Here is a 15937-nt window from a genome sequence, read left to right as displayed (position 1 = left end):
CGGCGTGGGCGCCCTTCTGCGCCGGGCATGTCCCATGATTGAGACATGGATCTCAACAAGGCCCGTGACTTCATCAAAAGCAATCACCGCGCGGTGATGCTGACCTTCCATCCTGACGGCCGCCCGCAGATGTCACCGGTGACGGTCGGCGTGGACGCGGACGGCTACGCGGTCGTGAGCACCCGGGAGACCGCCGCCAAGACCCGCAACCTCCGCGAGAACCCCGCGGTCACGCTGTGCGTGATGACCGACGCGTTCTTCGGCGAGTGGATCCAGATCGAGGGCACCGCCGAGATCGTGCCCCTGCCCGAGGCGATGGAGCACCTGGTCGAGTACTACCGCGAGATCTCCGGCGAGCACCCCGACTGGGACGACTACCGGGCCGCCATGACCCGGGACCGGCGCGTGATCGTCCGCATCGACCTCACCCGCGCCGGCCCCGACGTTCACGGCTAGGAACGGCTAGGAACGGCTAGGAACGGCTGGGAACGGTCAGCCGAGGCGCTCCAGCACCATGGCCATGCCCTGGCCGCCGCCGACGCACATGGTCTCAAGGCCGATCGACTTGTCGTGGAAGCGCAGGCCGTTGAGCAGGGTGGAGGTGATCCGGGCGCCCGTCATGCCGAACGGGTGCCCGACGGCGATCGCGCCCCCGTTGACGTTGAGCCGGTCGAGGTCGATGCCGAGCTCCTGGTAGGACGGGATCACCTGGGCGGCGAAGGCCTCGTTGATCTCGACGAGGTCGACGTCGGAGATCGACATGCCGGCCCGGCGCAGCGCCTGCCGGGACGCCTCGACCGGGCCGAGGCCCATGATCTCGGGGGACAGGCCGGTGACGCCGGTCGACACGATGCGGGCCAGCGGCGTGATGCCGAGCTCGGCCGCCTTCACGTCGCTCATCACGATCACCGCGGCGCCGCCGTCGTTGAGCGGGCAGCAGTTGCCGGCGGTGACGGTGCCGTCGGGCCGGAACACCGGCTTGAGCTGGGAGACGGCCTCGTAGGTCGTGCCGGGCCTCGGGCCGTCGTCCTTGCTGACGATGGTGCCGTCGGGGAGGGTGACCGGGGTGATGTCCTGCTCCCAGAACCCGTTGGCGAGGGCCTTCTCCGCGAGGTTCTGCGACCGGACGCCGAACTCGTCCTGCTCCTGCCGGCTCACGCCCCGGAGGCCGGCGACGTTCTCCGCGGTCTGGCCCATCGCGATGTAGACGTCGGGCAGCGAGCCCTCCTGGCGCGGGTCGTGCCAGGTGGGGGTGCCGCCCTGGGCGCCCGCGTCCGTGCGGGTCTTGGCGTCGAGGAACAGGGGGTTGGTGGTGTCGGGCAGCGAGTCGGAGTTGCCCTTGACGAAGCGGGAGACGCACTCGACGCCGGCCGAAATGAACACGTCCCCCTCACCCGCCTTGATGGCGTGGAAGGCCATGCGGGTCGTCTGCAGCGACGACGAGCAGTAGCGGGTGACCGTGGTGCCGGGGACGCCGTCCAGGCCGAGCAGCACGGAGACCACGCGGCCCATGTTGAACCCCTGCTCGCCGCCCGGCAGGCCGCAGCCCAGCATCAGGTCGTCGACGTCGTTGGGGTCGAGCTGCGGGACCTTGTCCAGCGCGGCTCTGATCATCTGTACGGTGAGGTCGTCGGGACGGATGTCCTTGAGCGACCCCTTGAAGGCTCGGCCGATCGGCGAACGTGCCGTCGCGACGATTACTGCCTCGGGCATGTGGCTCTCCTGGGTTCGTGGCAGGGCTCCCTCCAGCGGAGGCTACCGCGCGGTAGCCCGCTTGCCACGCCCCGGGGCGCCTGGAAACAGAACTATGTACGGCGGCACACGGTTCCATGTGCGGTGAGCACATGGAACCGTGTGCCGCGCGCACACGGGGGCACCCGTCGAAGGCGTCAGCCGTACATGCCGGGAGTGCTGCCGGTCGCGTCCCTGACCGCGTGCACGGCGCCCTTGTCGTCACGCCAGAGGCGCCAGCCGTCCTGGCTCCCGGTGAACCACGCGGGCGGGACGCCGGCCCCGGACAGGCGCTTGCCGGTCGCCAGGTCGAACTCGCACAGGGACGCCACCGCGTAGAAGCCCTGGGCCCCGTCGGCCAGCGGCAGCGGCTTGGGGTCGGTCACGCAGAACGACCAGCCGCGCTGGTCCTTGACCGGGATGGACTGCCCGGAGGCCAGGTCGAACGCGGAGCCGGAGCCGCCGGGCTTGAGGAAGCCGAGCCTCGCCATGTCGCCGGGGAAGGCGAGCCACCATCCGGTGCCGGGCACCTGGTCGGCGGTGATCTGCCCGAGCACGCGCCCGGAGACCGGGTCGAGCCGGGCGAAGCCGCCGTACTGCCCCTGCTCGTCGATGGGCCGCACGACGGGGGCGAAGCCGGGGCTCCCGCTCGGGTAGACGCGGACGACCGAGGGGCGCAGCCAGTTGACGGCGCCGTCCGCGAGCTTCACCGAGAACACGCCGAAGGAGGAGGTCTTGTTCTTCTTGGGGTTGGTGTAGGGGGCGACGTAGCCGATGAGGTTCCCGCCGGAGGCGCCGAAGGCCCAGCCGCCGGACAGGTCGACGCCGGGGCTGAGCGCCTGCTCGACCGGGAGCTGCCACGCCTGCGCCCCGGTCTTCACGTCGTGGGCGGACAGGACGGGGTGCTTGGCCATGCGCAGCATGACGACCCTGGCGGCGTCGGACCACTCGACCTCGGCGATGCCGGGGAGCTTCCACAGGGTCTTGCCGGTGAGCGGGTCGAGCACGACCATGCGGGCCGAGGCGAGCGCGGTGTTCTCCGACACGCAGATGTACGGGCCGCACCGCTGCGGGCCGAAGGTGGAGTGGACCGGGCGGGCCCATCTGCGGTGCCCGGTGCGCGCGTCGAGTGCGACCAGGGTCGCCGTCCACTTTCCTTGCTTGGCGGGGTCGATGGCCGCGATGACGCCCTGGCCCTGGCCGGTCTCGACGGCGGCGGGGGGCTGCACCCCCATGCCGGGCAGGCGCCCGGCGATGGTGGCCGGATGGGCCCACAGCTTCTTCCCGCTGGTCAGGTCGAGGGCGGTGGTCTCCAGCGTGCCGTCCGTCCTCATGGAGGTCACCGTGGCCACGCCGGCGGCCACGGTGGCGCGGCTGACGGCGTTGATCTCGTCGTTGCGCCAGGTCGGGTGCGTCTCCTCGCTGGCCGCCTTGCTGCTGGAGCAGCCGGCGAGGGTGAGCACCCCGGCAAGCGCCAGGGCCGGTTTCGCGAGAGGCCGGATCACGGGCATTACACTCCAATGTGGGCAGAGTGACGACCGCGTCGCGGAGGGTGACCGGATCTAGGCGCTGCGAGGCATCGCCCCCGGCCGGCGGCGAAGTATCGTGGCCCATCTTCCGTAGGGGCCGGTCGCTCGGCCGGCGACGCGGGTCGCGGTGACCTCGGTGCCGGGCTCCTCCGCGGCCTTGGCCGCCGCGAGGTAAATCGATTGCGATCCCTCGCCGCGCTCGGGCTCTGGCTCGGGCCCCAACCCCAACGCGGCGCATACAGAAGGTAGCACTACGTAAGCGGACCGTTGGTAACCTCGGACAGATGGGTGGTATCTATCGGGTCCGAACATCTCGCCCGGATATGTCGCGAATTCCGGGCCGAGGATGTCCGCGAAGGCCACCGTGCGCCCGCCCTCCTCGATCACCGAGACCGTCTGTGCCGCCGCGAGCTGGCGGCTCCACCGCTGCGTGACCCACCGGAGCGGCTGGGCGATGGGCCGTATCGTGCCCAGGTCGGGGCAGGTGCCGACGACGACCTCCGCGCCGGCCTCGCGCAGCCGCCGCACGGCCTTGCCCAGATGGCCCACCGCGTCGGCGGGCTTGGTCTGGGTGGTCACGTCGTTGGCGCCCACGAAGATGACCGCGACGTCGGGCCGCGCCCTGAGCGCCCGATCGACCTGCATCCCGAGGTCGGCCGACACCGCGCCCGAGCGGCCGAAGACGTTCAGCCGCACCGGACGCCCCACGGCGGCGGCCAGGCCGCCTGCGATCAGCACGGCGGGGGTCTCGGACGGATCGGTCGTCCCGAGCCCCACGGACGTCGAATCGCCGAGCATGACCATGCTGATCGGCACCACGGGCTCCTCGCCCGCGTGGCTCGGCCACTCCCCGTAGATGCCATCGGAGGCGGGCCCGTCCATGCCGTGCGGCCGGCCGACGATCTTACGGGCGAGCATCGCCTCGGCGATGAGGAGACCGTACATGGCGGCTCCGAGCGCGGTCACGCCGCCGCCGCCCAGCGCGGCCGCTGTGGCGATGCGACGAGCCGCCCGTGCCGTTGCGGGCGTCCAGTTCACTTCCGCCTTCCCTTCCTGGATCCTCTTGCTTTCGTGATGATTCCCCGTCGTGATTTGTGCTCACCGGAGCGCGTTCTCGGCCTCGGATCCGGCCCGGCCGGGACTCCGAGCGTTATGGTCGCCTCCGAGTCGATTCCTAGGGGCCCCCGACTCGCGCGGGCCCGTCCCCTGGAGTCGTAGTCGTGACGGTACGGTGAGGAATTGGAACCAGCCGGATACCGGACACGCACCGGACCGGCATCGGCAAGCTGACAAAGCTTCGGCAAATGAGGTGTTATTCCCGGTGCGCGTACACGACTCGCTCATCGAGCTCATGGGCGACACCCCGCTCGTACGGCTGCGCAAGGTCACGGCCGGCATATCCGCACAGGTCCTGGCCAAGGTCGAGTACTTCAACCCGGGTGGCTCGGTCAAGGACCGCATCGCGCTGCGCATGGTGGAGGCGGCCGAACGCTCCGGGGCGCTACGGCCCGGAGGCACGATCGTCGAGCCCACATCGGGCAACACCGGCATCGGGCTCGCCATCGTGGCCCAGGAAAGGGGCTATCGCTGCCTGTTCGTCGTCCCGGACAAGGTCGCCCAGGACAAGATCGCCGTGCTCCGCGCGTACGGCGCCGAGGTCGTGGTGTGCCCCACCGCGGTCTCGCCGGACCACCCCGAGTCCTACTACTCGGTCTCCGACCGGCTGGCGCGCGAGCTGCCGAACGCCTGGAAGCCCGACCAGTACTCCAACCCGGAGAACCCCAACAGCCACTACCTCTCGACCGGCCCCGAGATCTGGCAGCAGACCGACGGGCGCATCACGCACTTCGTCGCGGGCGTCGGCACGGGCGGCACGATCAGCGGCACGGGGCGCTACCTGAAGGAGGTCTCCGGCGGCCGGGTGCAGGTCATCGGCGCCGACCCTGAGGGCTCGGTCTACTCCGGCGGCTCCGGGCGGCCCTACCTGGTCGAGGGCGTCGGCGAGGACATCTGGCCCGCGACCTACGACACCACCGTCGCCGACCGCATCATCGCGGTCTCCGACAAGGACTCCTTCGGGATGACCCGCCGGCTCGCGCGCGAGGAGGCCCTGCTGGTCGGCGGCTCCTGCGGCATGGCGGTCGTGGCGGCCCTGCGGGTCGCGGCCGAGGCGGGGCCCGACGACATCGTGGTCGTCCTGCTGCCCGACGGCGGGCGCGGCTATCTGTCGAAGATCTTCAACGACGACTGGATGGCCGACTACGGCTTCCTGACCTCCTCGAGCGAGGAAGGGCATGTCCGCGACGTGCTCGGCCGCAAGGCGGCGGGGCTCCCCGAGTTCGTGCACACCCACCCGCACGAGTCGGTCAGCACGGCCATCGCGATCATGCACGAGTACGGCGTCTCGCAGCTCCCTGTCATGAAGGAGGAGCCTCCGGTCATGGCCGCCGAGGTGATCGGCTCGATCGTGGAGCGCGACCTGCTCGAGGCGCTCTACCGGGGCAAGGTCCGGGGAGAGGACCCCATCGAGGAGCACATGTCCGCGCCGCTCCCCATGATCGGCTCGGGCGAGCCGGTCTCGGTGGCCATCGAGGCGCTGGAGAAGGCCGACGCCACGGTCGTCCTCGACGACGGCAAGCCCATCGGCCTCATCACCCGGCAGGACCTGCTGGCCTTCCTCGCGAGCACGACCATCTGAGGCGCGCGCTCAGGACGACGTGATCGCCCGGTCGACCGGGAACCAGGCGCGGACCTCCCACTCGCCGTCCCGGGTGGGGCCGGCGAGGAGGTCCCCGCCGAGGGCCTGGACGCGCTCGGCCATGCCCACCAGGCCGAACCCGCCTCCCATCCTCGACAGGCGCGGGTCCGCGGACGTCCTGTGGTTGCGGACGCGGAGCAGCACCCCCCGGTCGGCCGGCCGCAGGTCGGCCATCACCCAGGCGGCGTGCGGCGCGTGCCGCCGTACGTTCGTCAGGGACTCCTGCAGGATGCGGTGCAGGGTGGTGAGCACCTCGGGCGCCAGTGCGAGCTCTGACAGGCCCTGGCCCACGTCGAAGGCGACGGGCGGTCCGCCCGCCGAGAAGCGCTCGACGAGGACGCGCAGGTCGGCGAGCGTAGTGCCCGCGTTGCGGGAGGCGTCGTCCTCGGCGCGCAGGACCCCGACCAGGCGGCGCATGGAGGTCAGCGCGTCCGCCCCGGCGCCGGCGATCGCGTCCAGCGAAGGCAGGACGGCCTCGGGCTGGTGCACGGCCACGGTCCTGGCCGCCTGCGCCTGGACGACGATGCCGGTGATGTGGTGGGCGACCAGGTCGTGCAGCTCCCGGGCCAGTTCGAGCCGTTCGGCCCTCCGCACGGCGTCCACGGTCTCCTGGCGGCGTTCGAGCTGGTAGCGCAGGTAGCTGCCGATGCCCATCGCGACGGCCCAGGCGACGAACATCAGGAACCCGAAGGCGATGGACGACGGGTCCAGGGGGCGCACGCTCCCCAGCTCCAGGGTGATCATCGACAGCACCGAGAGGAGCACGGCCGTCCGCAGCGGCCGGACCCACCGCAGGACTCCCACGGTGATCAGTAGTAGGGCTCCGGTCTCGGCGAAGCCTGGAGCGCCGTTCGAGCCGACCCCGGCGATGGCGAGCGACACCGCCGCGGACATCGTCATGAGCAGCACGGCGCCCTGGACGCGGAACCGGCGCCTCAGCAGATAGGCGCCGATGCCGATGAGCCCGCAGAACGGGACCGCCCACTGCGCCCCGCGGATCGAGACGGCCAACGCCGTGTCGGCGAGAAGGAGCAACCCCAGGAATCCGACCAGCGAGATGTCGCTGAGCCGCTGGATCCAGTGGACGAGCCGTCCGTTGTCCCTCACGGACATCGAGGCTAAACGAGCCGGTGCGACGAGGGGATCGGCCGTTCGGCCGAGTCGCCGACGCTCAGCGAAGGCGGACCGGCAGGGCCCGCGTACTTGACGGCCCGGGCCCTGAGATGCGCCCACCGTGGTCGGGGACTCCCGCCTGGAAAGTAGGGGGCCCCTTTTCGTGCGGCCGGGGCCATCCGGGCGTGAAGGTGGGGGTCCATGCGCCCGGAGCCGTGAGGTGGTGTCGCCGGCCCGCGCACCCGCGCCAGGCGGGTGTCCGGTCGTGCGGTGAAGCCGGAGTCGCGGCGCCCTGCCGCGAGGAGGCTCATGGCCGACACTAGGGGTGCGCGAGGCCGCTGCCATCGGACGACGGACTGATCCCGGTCTCGTCCTGTGGCGGTAGTCCCCGGGTGCGGTTTCGTCCTCTGGAAGGGCGATACCGTGAAGCCATGATTGAAGGCTTTGAGACCCTGGCCATTCACGCAGGCCAGGAGGCCGACCCGCAGACCGGTGCGGTAGTGCCCCCGATATACGCCGTGTCCACCTACAAGCAGGACGGCGTCGGAGGTTTGCGGTCGGGATACGAGTACAGCCGTTCCGCCAACCCGACCAGGACCGCTCTGGAGGAGTGCCTGGCCGCCATCGAGGGAGGGACGCGCGGGCTGGCGTTCGCCTCCGGCCTGGCCGCCGAGGACGCTCTGCTGCGCACGGTGTGCCGGCCGGGCGACCACGTCATCATCCCCGACGACGCCTACGGCGGCACCTACCGGCTGTTCGCCAAGGTGCTGGAGCGCTGGGGCCTGCACTTCGACCCGGTGCCGCTGGGCGACCTGGACGCGGTGCGCGCGGCGGTCCGTCCCGAGACCACCAAGGCCATCTGGGTGGAGACCCCGACCAACCCGCTGCTGAACATCGCCGACATCGAGGCGCTGGCCTCCATCGCGCACCAGGCGGACGCGCGGCTGGTGGTGGACAACACCTTCGCCTCGCCGTACCTGCAGCAGCCGCTCGCGCTCGGGGCCGACGTGGTCATCCACTCGACCACCAAGTACGTCGGCGGGCACTCCGACGTGGTCGGCGGCGCGCTGGTGGCCCGCGACCGCGACCTCGGCGAGGAGCTGGCCTACCACCAGAACGCCATGGGGGCCATCGCGGGCCCGTTCGACGCCTGGCTGACGCTGCGCGGCATCAAGACGCTGGCGCTGCGCATGGAACGCCACTGCGACAACGCGGAGCGGGTCGTCGACCTGCTGTTGTCGCACCCCCGGGTCATCGAGGTCCTCTATCCGGGGCTGGCGAGCCACCCCGGCCACGAGGTGGCGGCCAAGCAGATGAGGCGGTTCGGCGGCATGGTGTCGTTCCGCGTCGCCGGAGGCGAGGCCGAGGCGGTCGAGATCTGCGACCGGGCCCAGCTGTTCACGCTGGGCGAGTCGCTCGGCGGCGTGGAGTCGCTGATCGAGCACCCCGGGCGCATGACGCACGCGTCGGCGGCGGGCTCGCCCCTGGAGGTGCCGTCCGACCTGGTGCGCCTGTCGGTCGGCATCGAGACGGCCGGCGACCTGCTCGCGGACCTGACGCAGGCCCTGGAGTCCTAGGGGCCTGGACGGCCGGTGCCGGAGGATCCTCTGCCGCAGGGGATCCTCGGCACGTGCGGCCGGCCCCGGCCGGCCGCCGGCGGCGTCAGGGGTTGAACCAGACCATCAGCACCAGGATCACGAGCCAGATGAGCGCCATGATCGAGGAGAGGGTGGCGATGCGGCCGGTCTGGACCTTGGCGTCGTCCTCGGGCGTCTCGTTGGCGAGCACACGGACGGCGGCGCGCTGGTCGCGTTCGATGATGACCAGGAGCACCGCCGCCACGATGAACAGCGTCATCGAGATCGACAGGTAGGGCTTGCCCAGCGCGCTGCCGCCGAGGGCGAGGCCGAACAGGAAGACGCCGAGGGTGAGGATGCCGAAGATGCGCGTGGTGCGGTGCAGATAGCGCAGCACACCGGCGTCCTTGGCCCGGATGTATCGCGGAGTGAACATGGTGGCGCCGGTCACCGGTCCGATCGCGAAGATCGCGAAGCCGATGTGCAGCCACAGCAGGAGCTTGTCGAGGAACGACATGCCGCCGAGGCTATCGTCTCCGTGATCAGCCGGGAACCGCCCGTGCGGTGGCCGTACGCAATCATGACAGGTCCCAGGCTTTGCGGGGACTCGGGAGAGGCGCCGAGCGCCCGGCCTGCGCCTCCGGGACGGGCGGGGGTGTCCCGAGGAGGCGGGGTCAGGCTTTGGGGGCTTCTGGGGCGCCCTGGGCGGTCTCCTCAGGGCATGCGTCCGGCTCGCTGATGACCGGCTTGGCATGACGGTTGTTCACGGTGAGCTCGAACATCGCCACCGTGAGGATCATCACGACCAGGAGAGCGACTGCCGCGAACATTGCACTCTCCTTCCCGGGACAGGACGGATCCGCCGGCTGTTTTGCGGATTGCTGTCGGACACCCCCTATGAATATCCTCCGAGATTGCATATCGATCGGCAAGCGATTAACGAGCCGAACGGGAATACCGCGGCCCATTCCTGAGAGAGCCGAGTCAGGATATGGACATACCCCCTAAACCGGTCCGCAGACCGGTTCCGGGGGCATCCTTGGTCAGCGGGAGCGGCGCGCCCGCAGGAAGTCGCTGACGACGTACTCGCCGAGGCGGTCGGCGCTGGGCGAGAAGACCCGGCCGCCGTTGCGGCGGGCGACCTCGTCCACGAACTCCTTCAGCCGCTCGTCGGTGGCCAGCATGAACACGTTGAGCGTCGCCCGGCGCCGGGTCATCTTGTCCACCTCGGCCAGCGTGAGCTCCAGCGTCTCGCGCGAAGGCGGCCACTCGAACCAGTAGCGGCCGTTGCGCATGAGGTGGGCGGTGGGCTCGCCGTCGGTGACGACCAGCACCACGGGCTCGAAGTCCGGGTGCCGGTCGAGGTGACGACCCGCGATCAGCAGCGCGTGGTGCAGGTTGGTCCCCTGGACCATGTCCCATTCGAGCCCGGCGAGCTCCTCGGGCTGCAGCACCCGGGCGTAGTTGGAGAAGCCGATGATCTGGACGGCGTCCCCGGGGAACTTCGAGGCGACCAGCGCCTGCAGGGCGAGCGCCGTCTGCTTGGCGGGCGCCCAGGTGCCCCGCAGGGCCATCGAGTAGGACAGGTCGACCAGCAGGCACACGGCGGCGGCGGTCCGCCGCTCGGTCTCGGCGACCTCGAAGTCGTCCACGGTCAGCGACACGCGGCCGTCGCCGTCCGCCTTCCCGCCGCGCCGCACGCCGTTGACCAGGGTGCGGACCACGTCGATGGGCTGCTCGTCGCCGAAGCGCCACGGCCGGGTGGACCCGGTCAGCTCGCCCGCCGCCCCCGCGTCGCGCTGGTCGTGGTCGCCGCGGCGTCCGGTCTCCAGCGAGTCGAACACCCTGCGCAGCGCGGTCTCACCGAGCCGGCGCACGGCCTTGGGCGTGAGCTCCAGCTTGCCGCGCTGCCGGCGCAGGTAGCCCTGCTGCTCCAGTTCGCGTTCGATCTGCTTGAGCGTCTCCAGGTCGTCGACCGCCGAGCGGCCGAGCGCGCGGCGGATCGCGGCCTCGTCGACGTCGTCGAGCGTGGCTCCGGGGTAGTCCTGGGCGAGCGACTGCTCCAGCCGGTCGAGGTCGGCCAGCTCCTCGAGGGCGCTGACGGCGTCCCCCATGCCGAGGGGCTGGTCGCCGTCCATCCGCTCGGGGGTGTCCCAGCCGAGGTCGGGGCGGCGGGCGTACAGGGCCTCGCCGAGGCGGGTCATCTGCTCGGCGAGACCGGCCTGCTGGAGGGTCTGGTCGATCAGCCCTTGGAGCTCCTCGCGCTGCTCCGGGGTCATCGAGGCGAGCATCCGCTGGGCCGCGGCGGCCCGGCGGGCGAGGATGTCGACCAGCTCTTCCAGGTTCCGGGGATTCTCCGGAAAGAAATCGCCATATTTCTGCATAAACTGCTGGAAATCGTTCTGGGTGTGCAGGCCACGCGCATCCCGGTCCAGCATGTCGTTCAGATCCGTCATCATCTGGCGGACCCGCTCCATCGTTTCCGGGTCCGGATTCGCCAGCGCCTCGCGCATGCCGCGGAACCGGCTGTCGAGGACCTCCCTGCGCAGCAGGTCGCGCAGTTCCTCGAACGTCTCGCGCGCGGCGGCCGACCGCCATTCGTACGACCCGAGCTGCTGCACCGCGCTCGCGGTGTCGGCCGGCACGGAGTCCAGCTCGGCCTCGCGCAGCCGCGCGTCGTCGGAGGGGTCGGGGAACAGCTCGGCCCGCTCCTGCCCGATGGCCTTGTCCAGCAGGGCCCGGGCGCGTTCCAGGGTGCCGTCCAGGCTCCCGCTCTCGCGCAGCTCCCGGCGGCGCCGGCGTACCTCGCGGAGCAGCTCGTCGAGGCCGCGCCGGTCAGGGGCGCCGGGCAGGCCTCGCCTCAGCAGGTCGCGCAGGGAGTCCAGCGGGGTGGAGCCGGACAGGATCGCGTCGCCCATCTCGTCGAGCGCGGCGCGGACGTCGTACGGCGGCGCCAGCGGATCGGGTCCGTCGTGGTACTCGCCGTATCGGTAGCCACTCATCTCATGTGAGCCTAATCGTCGTGTGTCCGGTGTGCGAGGAACGTCCGGTACGGTGCGGGCCCTGGCTGGGGGAGCAGGGCACGACCGGCGGGCGGCCCACCGGCGAGGGCGGGCCGCCCGCACGAGGCCGGGACGCTCAGGTGCGGTAGACGGCGCCCCCGTCGACCTCGTCCTTGGACAGGCGCCGCATGAGGTAGAGACCTTCGAGCGCGAACTCCAGCGCGGCGGCGGCGTGCCCGGGGGACTCGTCGCCCTCTCCCATGCCCACCGCGGACATGATCTTGGAGAGCCCGTTCACCGGACCGATCCGGTGGAGCAGCTCGGTGGCGGGCGTCAGCTCGCCGGACTCGATCTGGACGCCTTCGGAGAACTTGTCCAGCAGCGCGGACAGGTCCATGCCGCCGAGCGTGCCGCGGAAGGTCTCGGCGACGGACCGCCGCAGCAGGTGCGCGAGCACCTCGACCTCGCGGCCCTCCTCGCTGACCTCGAACTCGACCTTGCCGCGCAGGGTGGGGACCACTCCCGGAAGGTCGCACACCCGGGTCACCGGGCGCTCCTCACCGGTCAGGGCCGCCCGCCGCACCGCCGAGGCGGCCGCCGTCTCGGCGGCGGCGATGGCGAAACGGGCCGAGACGCCCGAGCGCGAGTCGACCGCCGTGGACTCGCGGACCAGGCGGGTGAACCGGGCGATGATCTCGACGAGGTGCTCGGGCAGCTCCGCGCTCAGGCCCGCCGGCTCGGCCGCGGCGCCGTCGCCCGAACCCGCGTCCTGCTCGCGCCAGTTGAGCGCCGCCTCCTGGCGGATGAGCGCGAGCTCGTCCTCCAGGGTGAGCGGGTAGTGGGTGCGGATCTCGGCGCCGAAGCGGTCCTTCAGCGGGGTGATGATGCGGCCGCGGTTGGTGTAGTCCTCGGGGTTCGCGCTGGCGATCAGCAGGATGTCCAGGGGCAGCCGCAGGTTGTAGCCGCGCACCTGGATGTCGCGCTCCTCCAGCACGTTGAGCAGCGACACCTGGATGCGCTCGGCCAGGTCGGGCAGCTCGTTGACCGAGAACACGCCCCGGTTGGTGCGGGGCACCAGGCCGTAGTGGACGGTCTCCGGGTCGCCGAGGGTGCGGCCTTCGGCGATCTTGATCGGGTCGACGTCGCCGATCAGGTCGCCGACCGAGGTGTCGGGCGTGGCCAGCTTCTCGCCGTACCGGTCGTCGCGGTGCTTCCAGGCGACCCCGAGGTCCTCGCCGCGCTCGGCGGCGAGCTTCACGCACCGGACGCACGCGGGGGCGTACGGATGGTCGTTGATCTCGCATCCGTCGATGACCGGGGTCCACTCGTCGAGCAGGCTGGTGATCGTGCGGATGAGCCGGGTCTTGCCCTGCCCGCGCTCGCCCAGCAGCACCAGGTCGTGCCCCGCCAGCAGAGCCCGCTCGAGGTGGGGCAGCACGGTGTCGTCGAATCCGACGATGCCCGGGAATCTCGGCGCGCGTGCGCGTAATCTGGCCAGCAGATTCTCGCGGATCTCCGCCTTGACCGTGCGATAGGTGTGTCCACTTTCGCGCAGCTCACGGAGAGTGCGAGCTTGCGGCGTTTCACTTCGCGGTGTGGGCGATTCATGCACGGGAACGAGACTACGTCGCGGGGGACGGTGTCGGCAGCTTATGCACATTTCGGATCTTGACTATTGCGGGACGCTAGGCGCGCGTTGTTGCTCCCGTAGTGGGGAGAATCCGCCTAAGGGGTGCGAACGTACGACACACTACGACTCGCGACACACGAGGAGGCGAGGCGTGTGGCAGTGCTGACGAGCCGGTTCGCGGATGGTCTCGCCGTGGGTTCGGACCTGGTCGTCGCCGCGGAGACCGCGGTACGCCAAGCGCTCTCCGGCCTGTCGGGACCACCCGATCTCGTGTGCTTCTTCATCTGCGGCGATGATCCCGAGGAGGTGACCCGCGCCGGGCTTCGCGCCATGCGCATGGCGCCGGGGGCCCAGGTCGTCGGCTGCAGCGCCACCGGCGTCATCGGCGACGGCAAGGGCGTCGAGCTGACCTCGGCGGTCAGCGCCTGGGCGGCCAGCCTCGACGGCGGGCGCGCCACCACCTTCGTGCTGGAGACCCTCCGCATGGAGGACCGTTTCGTGATCATCGGGCTTCCCGACCGCGCGCCCGACGACCAGGTCGCCATCCTGCTGGCCGACCCGTACAGCTTCCCGACCGACGCCTTCGTCGAGCACTCGGCCGACGTCCTCGGCGACCTGCCGATCGTCGGCGGGCTGGCCAACGGCATGCGCGGCCAGGGGTCCGTCCGCCTGTTCGCCGGCGGCGAGATGTACACAGAAGGCGCGATCGGCGTCATGCTGAGCGGCGCCCTGAACGTCAGCACCGTCGTCAGCCAGGGCTGCCGGCCGATCGGCCCCACCATGGTCGTCACCCGCTCCGAGGAGAACCTCCTGCTCGAGCTCGCCGGGCAGCCCGCGCTCGCCCGCCTCGAGGACATCGTCAGCGGCCTGGACGAGGAGGACAGGGAACTCGTCGCCTCCGGCCTGCAGATCGGCATCGCGATGGACGAGTACGCCGAGATCCACGAGCGCGGCGACTTCCTCATCAGGGGCATCCTCGGCATCGATCCCGAACGCGAGGCCGTCGCCGTCGGGGACGTGCTCGACATCGGGCAGAGCGTGCGCTTCCAGGTCCGCGACGCCGCGGCCGCCGACGAGGACCTGTACGAGCTGCTGGACGCCCACGCGGAGCAGCGCGGAGGCATCGACGGAGCTTTACTGTTCTCCTGCAACGGCAGGGGCTCCGCCATGTTCGGCAGCCCCGACCACGACGTTCTCGCCCTGCACGACACCCTCGGCCCGATCGGCATGGCGGGGTTCTTCGCCGCGGGAGAGGTCGGCCCGGTCGCCGGGCACAACCACGTGCACGGCTTCTCCGCCTCGATCCTCGTCTTCTCCAGCTCGAACGGCTCCGGCGGCGGCCAGAAGGCGGCGCGCCACCTGTGACCGTCCGCCGGCCTCGCGCACGCCCGGCCGGCCCGGTCCGGCCGGTCGCGACGAGGGGGACGGCCGAGCGTCTCGTCCGGCGGGAGGGGGCTGCCTACCGTCCCGGGCGTGTGATCCTTAAGGGCGCGGGCCGCCTCCAGGTCCCGCCGTGATCGCTTGTACGAGGTCTTGGAGCGTGGTCAGTGGCGCGTGACCTGGCGCGGGAGGCCGTTCGCGGCCACGGTTCGGTGCTGGCCGTCGACATCGGGGGCACCAAGTTCGCCGCCGGACTGGTCGGCGCCGCGGGGGAGATCACCATCGCGGAACGCGTCGCCACCCCGCCCGGCGGCGACGCGGCGACGCTGTGGAAGGCCCTGGCCGGGTTGATCGACTCCGTCCTCGAACGACGGCCTGGGACGAGCCTGCTCGGGGTGGGCGTCGGCTGCGGCGGCCCGATGACCTGGCCCGAGGGCGCCGTCTCCCCGCTGAACATGCCCGGCTGGCGCGGCTTCCCGCTGCGCAGGCAGCTCGCCGAGCGGTTCCCCGGCATCCCCGTGCGCGTCCACAACGACGCCATCTGCGTGGCGGCGGCCGAGCACTGGCGCGGCGCCGGCCAGGGCAGCGACAACATGCTCGGCATGGTCGTCTCGACCGGCGTCGGCGGCGGCCTGATACTCGGCGGCCGGCTGATCGACGGCGGCACCGGAAACGCCGGGCACATCGGGCACGTGGTGGTGGACCCCGACGGCCCCCCATGCCAGTGCGGCGGCCGGGGATGCCTGGAGGCCGTCAGCCGCGGTCCCGGCCTCGCCTCCTGGGCACTGGAGCAGGGGTGGGTGCCCGGCGCCACGGGGGCGCGGCCCGAGGGGCCGTACGTGGAGACCGCCCAGGCGAGCGGGCGGCAGCTCTCGGCGGACGCCGCCGCCGGGGACGAGATCGCCCTGCGCGCCCTCACCCGCGCCGGCCGCGCGCTCGGCATCGGCATCGCCGCGGCCACCGCCCTGTGCGACCTGGACATCGTGACGATCGGCGGCGGCCTCTCGCAGGCCGGTCCGCTGCTGTTCGGGCCCCTGGAGGAGGCCCTGCGGGCGTACGCCCGCCTCGAGTTCACCAGGCGCGTCCACGTCGTCCCCGCCCACCTCGGCCAGGACGCCGGCCTGATCGGCGCCGCCGCCCTCATCCTTCTCCCCGAGCGCTACTGGACCGTCCCCTCCTGACCGGTCCCGTGCCGGTGGCGGCGATCTGGTGCGGGG

At 71.4% G+C, this 15937-nt stretch carries 13 protein-coding genes; 5 read left to right on the top strand and 8 right to left on the bottom strand.

Annotation, left to right across the window (positions count from 1 at the left end; translation table 11 throughout):
• The first annotated feature begins 45 nt into the window (after window positions 1–45).
• On the top strand, window positions 46–456 hold the full coding sequence (locus tag MYF83_RS18270; protein WP_248961666.1) for a PPOX class F420-dependent oxidoreductase: 411 nt from the start codon (window positions 46–48) through the stop codon (window positions 454–456).
• Between the two features lie 36 nt (window positions 457–492).
• Here the strand turns inward: MYF83_RS18270 and MYF83_RS18265 are convergent, their stop codons facing one another.
• From MYF83_RS18265 to MYF83_RS18255, 3 genes are all read right to left on the bottom strand, one after another.
• The gene (locus tag MYF83_RS18265) at window positions 493–1713 is read right to left on the bottom strand and encodes an acetyl-CoA C-acetyltransferase (protein WP_248961665.1); all 1221 of its coding nucleotides are present in this window, start codon (window positions 1711–1713) and stop codon (window positions 493–495) included.
• Window positions 1714–1889: 176 nt separating this feature from the next.
• Complete coding sequence (locus MYF83_RS18260) at window positions 1890–3242, bottom strand: outer membrane protein assembly factor BamB family protein (protein WP_248961664.1); 1353 nt, start codon at window positions 3240–3242, stop codon at window positions 1890–1892.
• A gap of 51 nt (window positions 3243–3293) precedes the next feature.
• Entirely contained in the window at window positions 3294–4298 is a 1005-nt protein-coding gene (locus MYF83_RS18255; RefSeq protein ID WP_248961663.1) for an SGNH/GDSL hydrolase family protein, read from the bottom strand.
• 283 nt (window positions 4299–4581) lie between these two features.
• On the opposite strand from MYF83_RS18255, the gene MYF83_RS18250 reads away from it, so the two are divergent.
• Window positions 4582–5958 (top strand): cystathionine beta-synthase, encoded by a 1377-nt coding sequence (locus tag MYF83_RS18250; RefSeq protein ID WP_248961662.1) that lies wholly within the window; start codon window positions 4582–4584, stop codon window positions 5956–5958.
• 9 nt (window positions 5959–5967) lie between these two features.
• Here MYF83_RS18250 and MYF83_RS18245 read toward each other — a convergent pair whose 3' ends face one another.
• Window positions 5968–7125, bottom strand: a complete 1158-nt coding sequence (locus tag MYF83_RS18245; RefSeq protein ID WP_248961661.1) for a sensor histidine kinase — start codon at window positions 7123–7125, stop codon at window positions 5968–5970.
• A 437-nt stretch (window positions 7126–7562) separates the two neighbouring features.
• Here MYF83_RS18245 and MYF83_RS18240 point away from each other — a divergent pair, with 437 nt between their 5' ends.
• Window positions 7563–8708 (top strand): cystathionine gamma-synthase, encoded by a 1146-nt coding sequence (locus tag MYF83_RS18240; RefSeq protein ID WP_248961660.1) that lies wholly within the window; start codon window positions 7563–7565, stop codon window positions 8706–8708.
• 85 nt (window positions 8709–8793) lie between these two features.
• Here the strand turns inward: MYF83_RS18240 and MYF83_RS18235 are convergent, their stop codons facing one another.
• The 4 genes from MYF83_RS18235 to MYF83_RS18220 form a co-directional block, all read right to left on the bottom strand.
• Window positions 8794–9225, bottom strand: coding sequence for a DUF2269 family protein (locus MYF83_RS18235; RefSeq protein ID WP_248961659.1), 432 nt, complete (start codon window positions 9223–9225; stop codon window positions 8794–8796).
• A gap of 157 nt (window positions 9226–9382) precedes the next feature.
• Window positions 9383–9538 (bottom strand): hypothetical protein, encoded by a 156-nt coding sequence (locus tag MYF83_RS18230; RefSeq protein WP_248961658.1) that lies wholly within the window; start codon window positions 9536–9538, stop codon window positions 9383–9385.
• Window positions 9539–9751: 213 nt separating this feature from the next.
• Window positions 9752–11710 (bottom strand): vWA domain-containing protein, encoded by a 1959-nt coding sequence (locus MYF83_RS18225; RefSeq protein WP_248961657.1) that lies wholly within the window; start codon window positions 11708–11710, stop codon window positions 9752–9754.
• A gap of 136 nt (window positions 11711–11846) precedes the next feature.
• The gene (locus MYF83_RS18220) at window positions 11847–13370 is read right to left on the bottom strand and encodes a sigma 54-interacting transcriptional regulator (protein ID WP_248961656.1); all 1524 of its coding nucleotides are present in this window, start codon (window positions 13368–13370) and stop codon (window positions 11847–11849) included.
• Window positions 13371–13493: 123 nt separating this feature from the next.
• Here MYF83_RS18220 and MYF83_RS18215 point away from each other — a divergent pair, with 123 nt between their 5' ends.
• Window positions 13494–14705, top strand: coding sequence for an FIST signal transduction protein (locus MYF83_RS18215; protein ID WP_248961655.1), 1212 nt, complete (start codon window positions 13494–13496; stop codon window positions 14703–14705).
• A 182-nt stretch (window positions 14706–14887) separates the two neighbouring features.
• Complete coding sequence (locus MYF83_RS18210) at window positions 14888–15901, top strand: ROK family protein (RefSeq protein ID WP_248961654.1); 1014 nt, start codon at window positions 14888–14890, stop codon at window positions 15899–15901.
• Window positions 15902–15937 lie beyond the last annotated feature (36 nt).

Origin of the sequence: Sphaerisporangium perillae (genome assembly GCF_023276435.1) — a bacterium.
Taxonomy (GTDB): Bacteria; Actinomycetota; Actinomycetes; order Streptosporangiales; family Streptosporangiaceae; genus Sphaerisporangium; species Sphaerisporangium perillae.
Note: the sequence above shows the minus strand (reverse complement) of the source record. Positions and strands in the feature narration are given on the sequence as shown.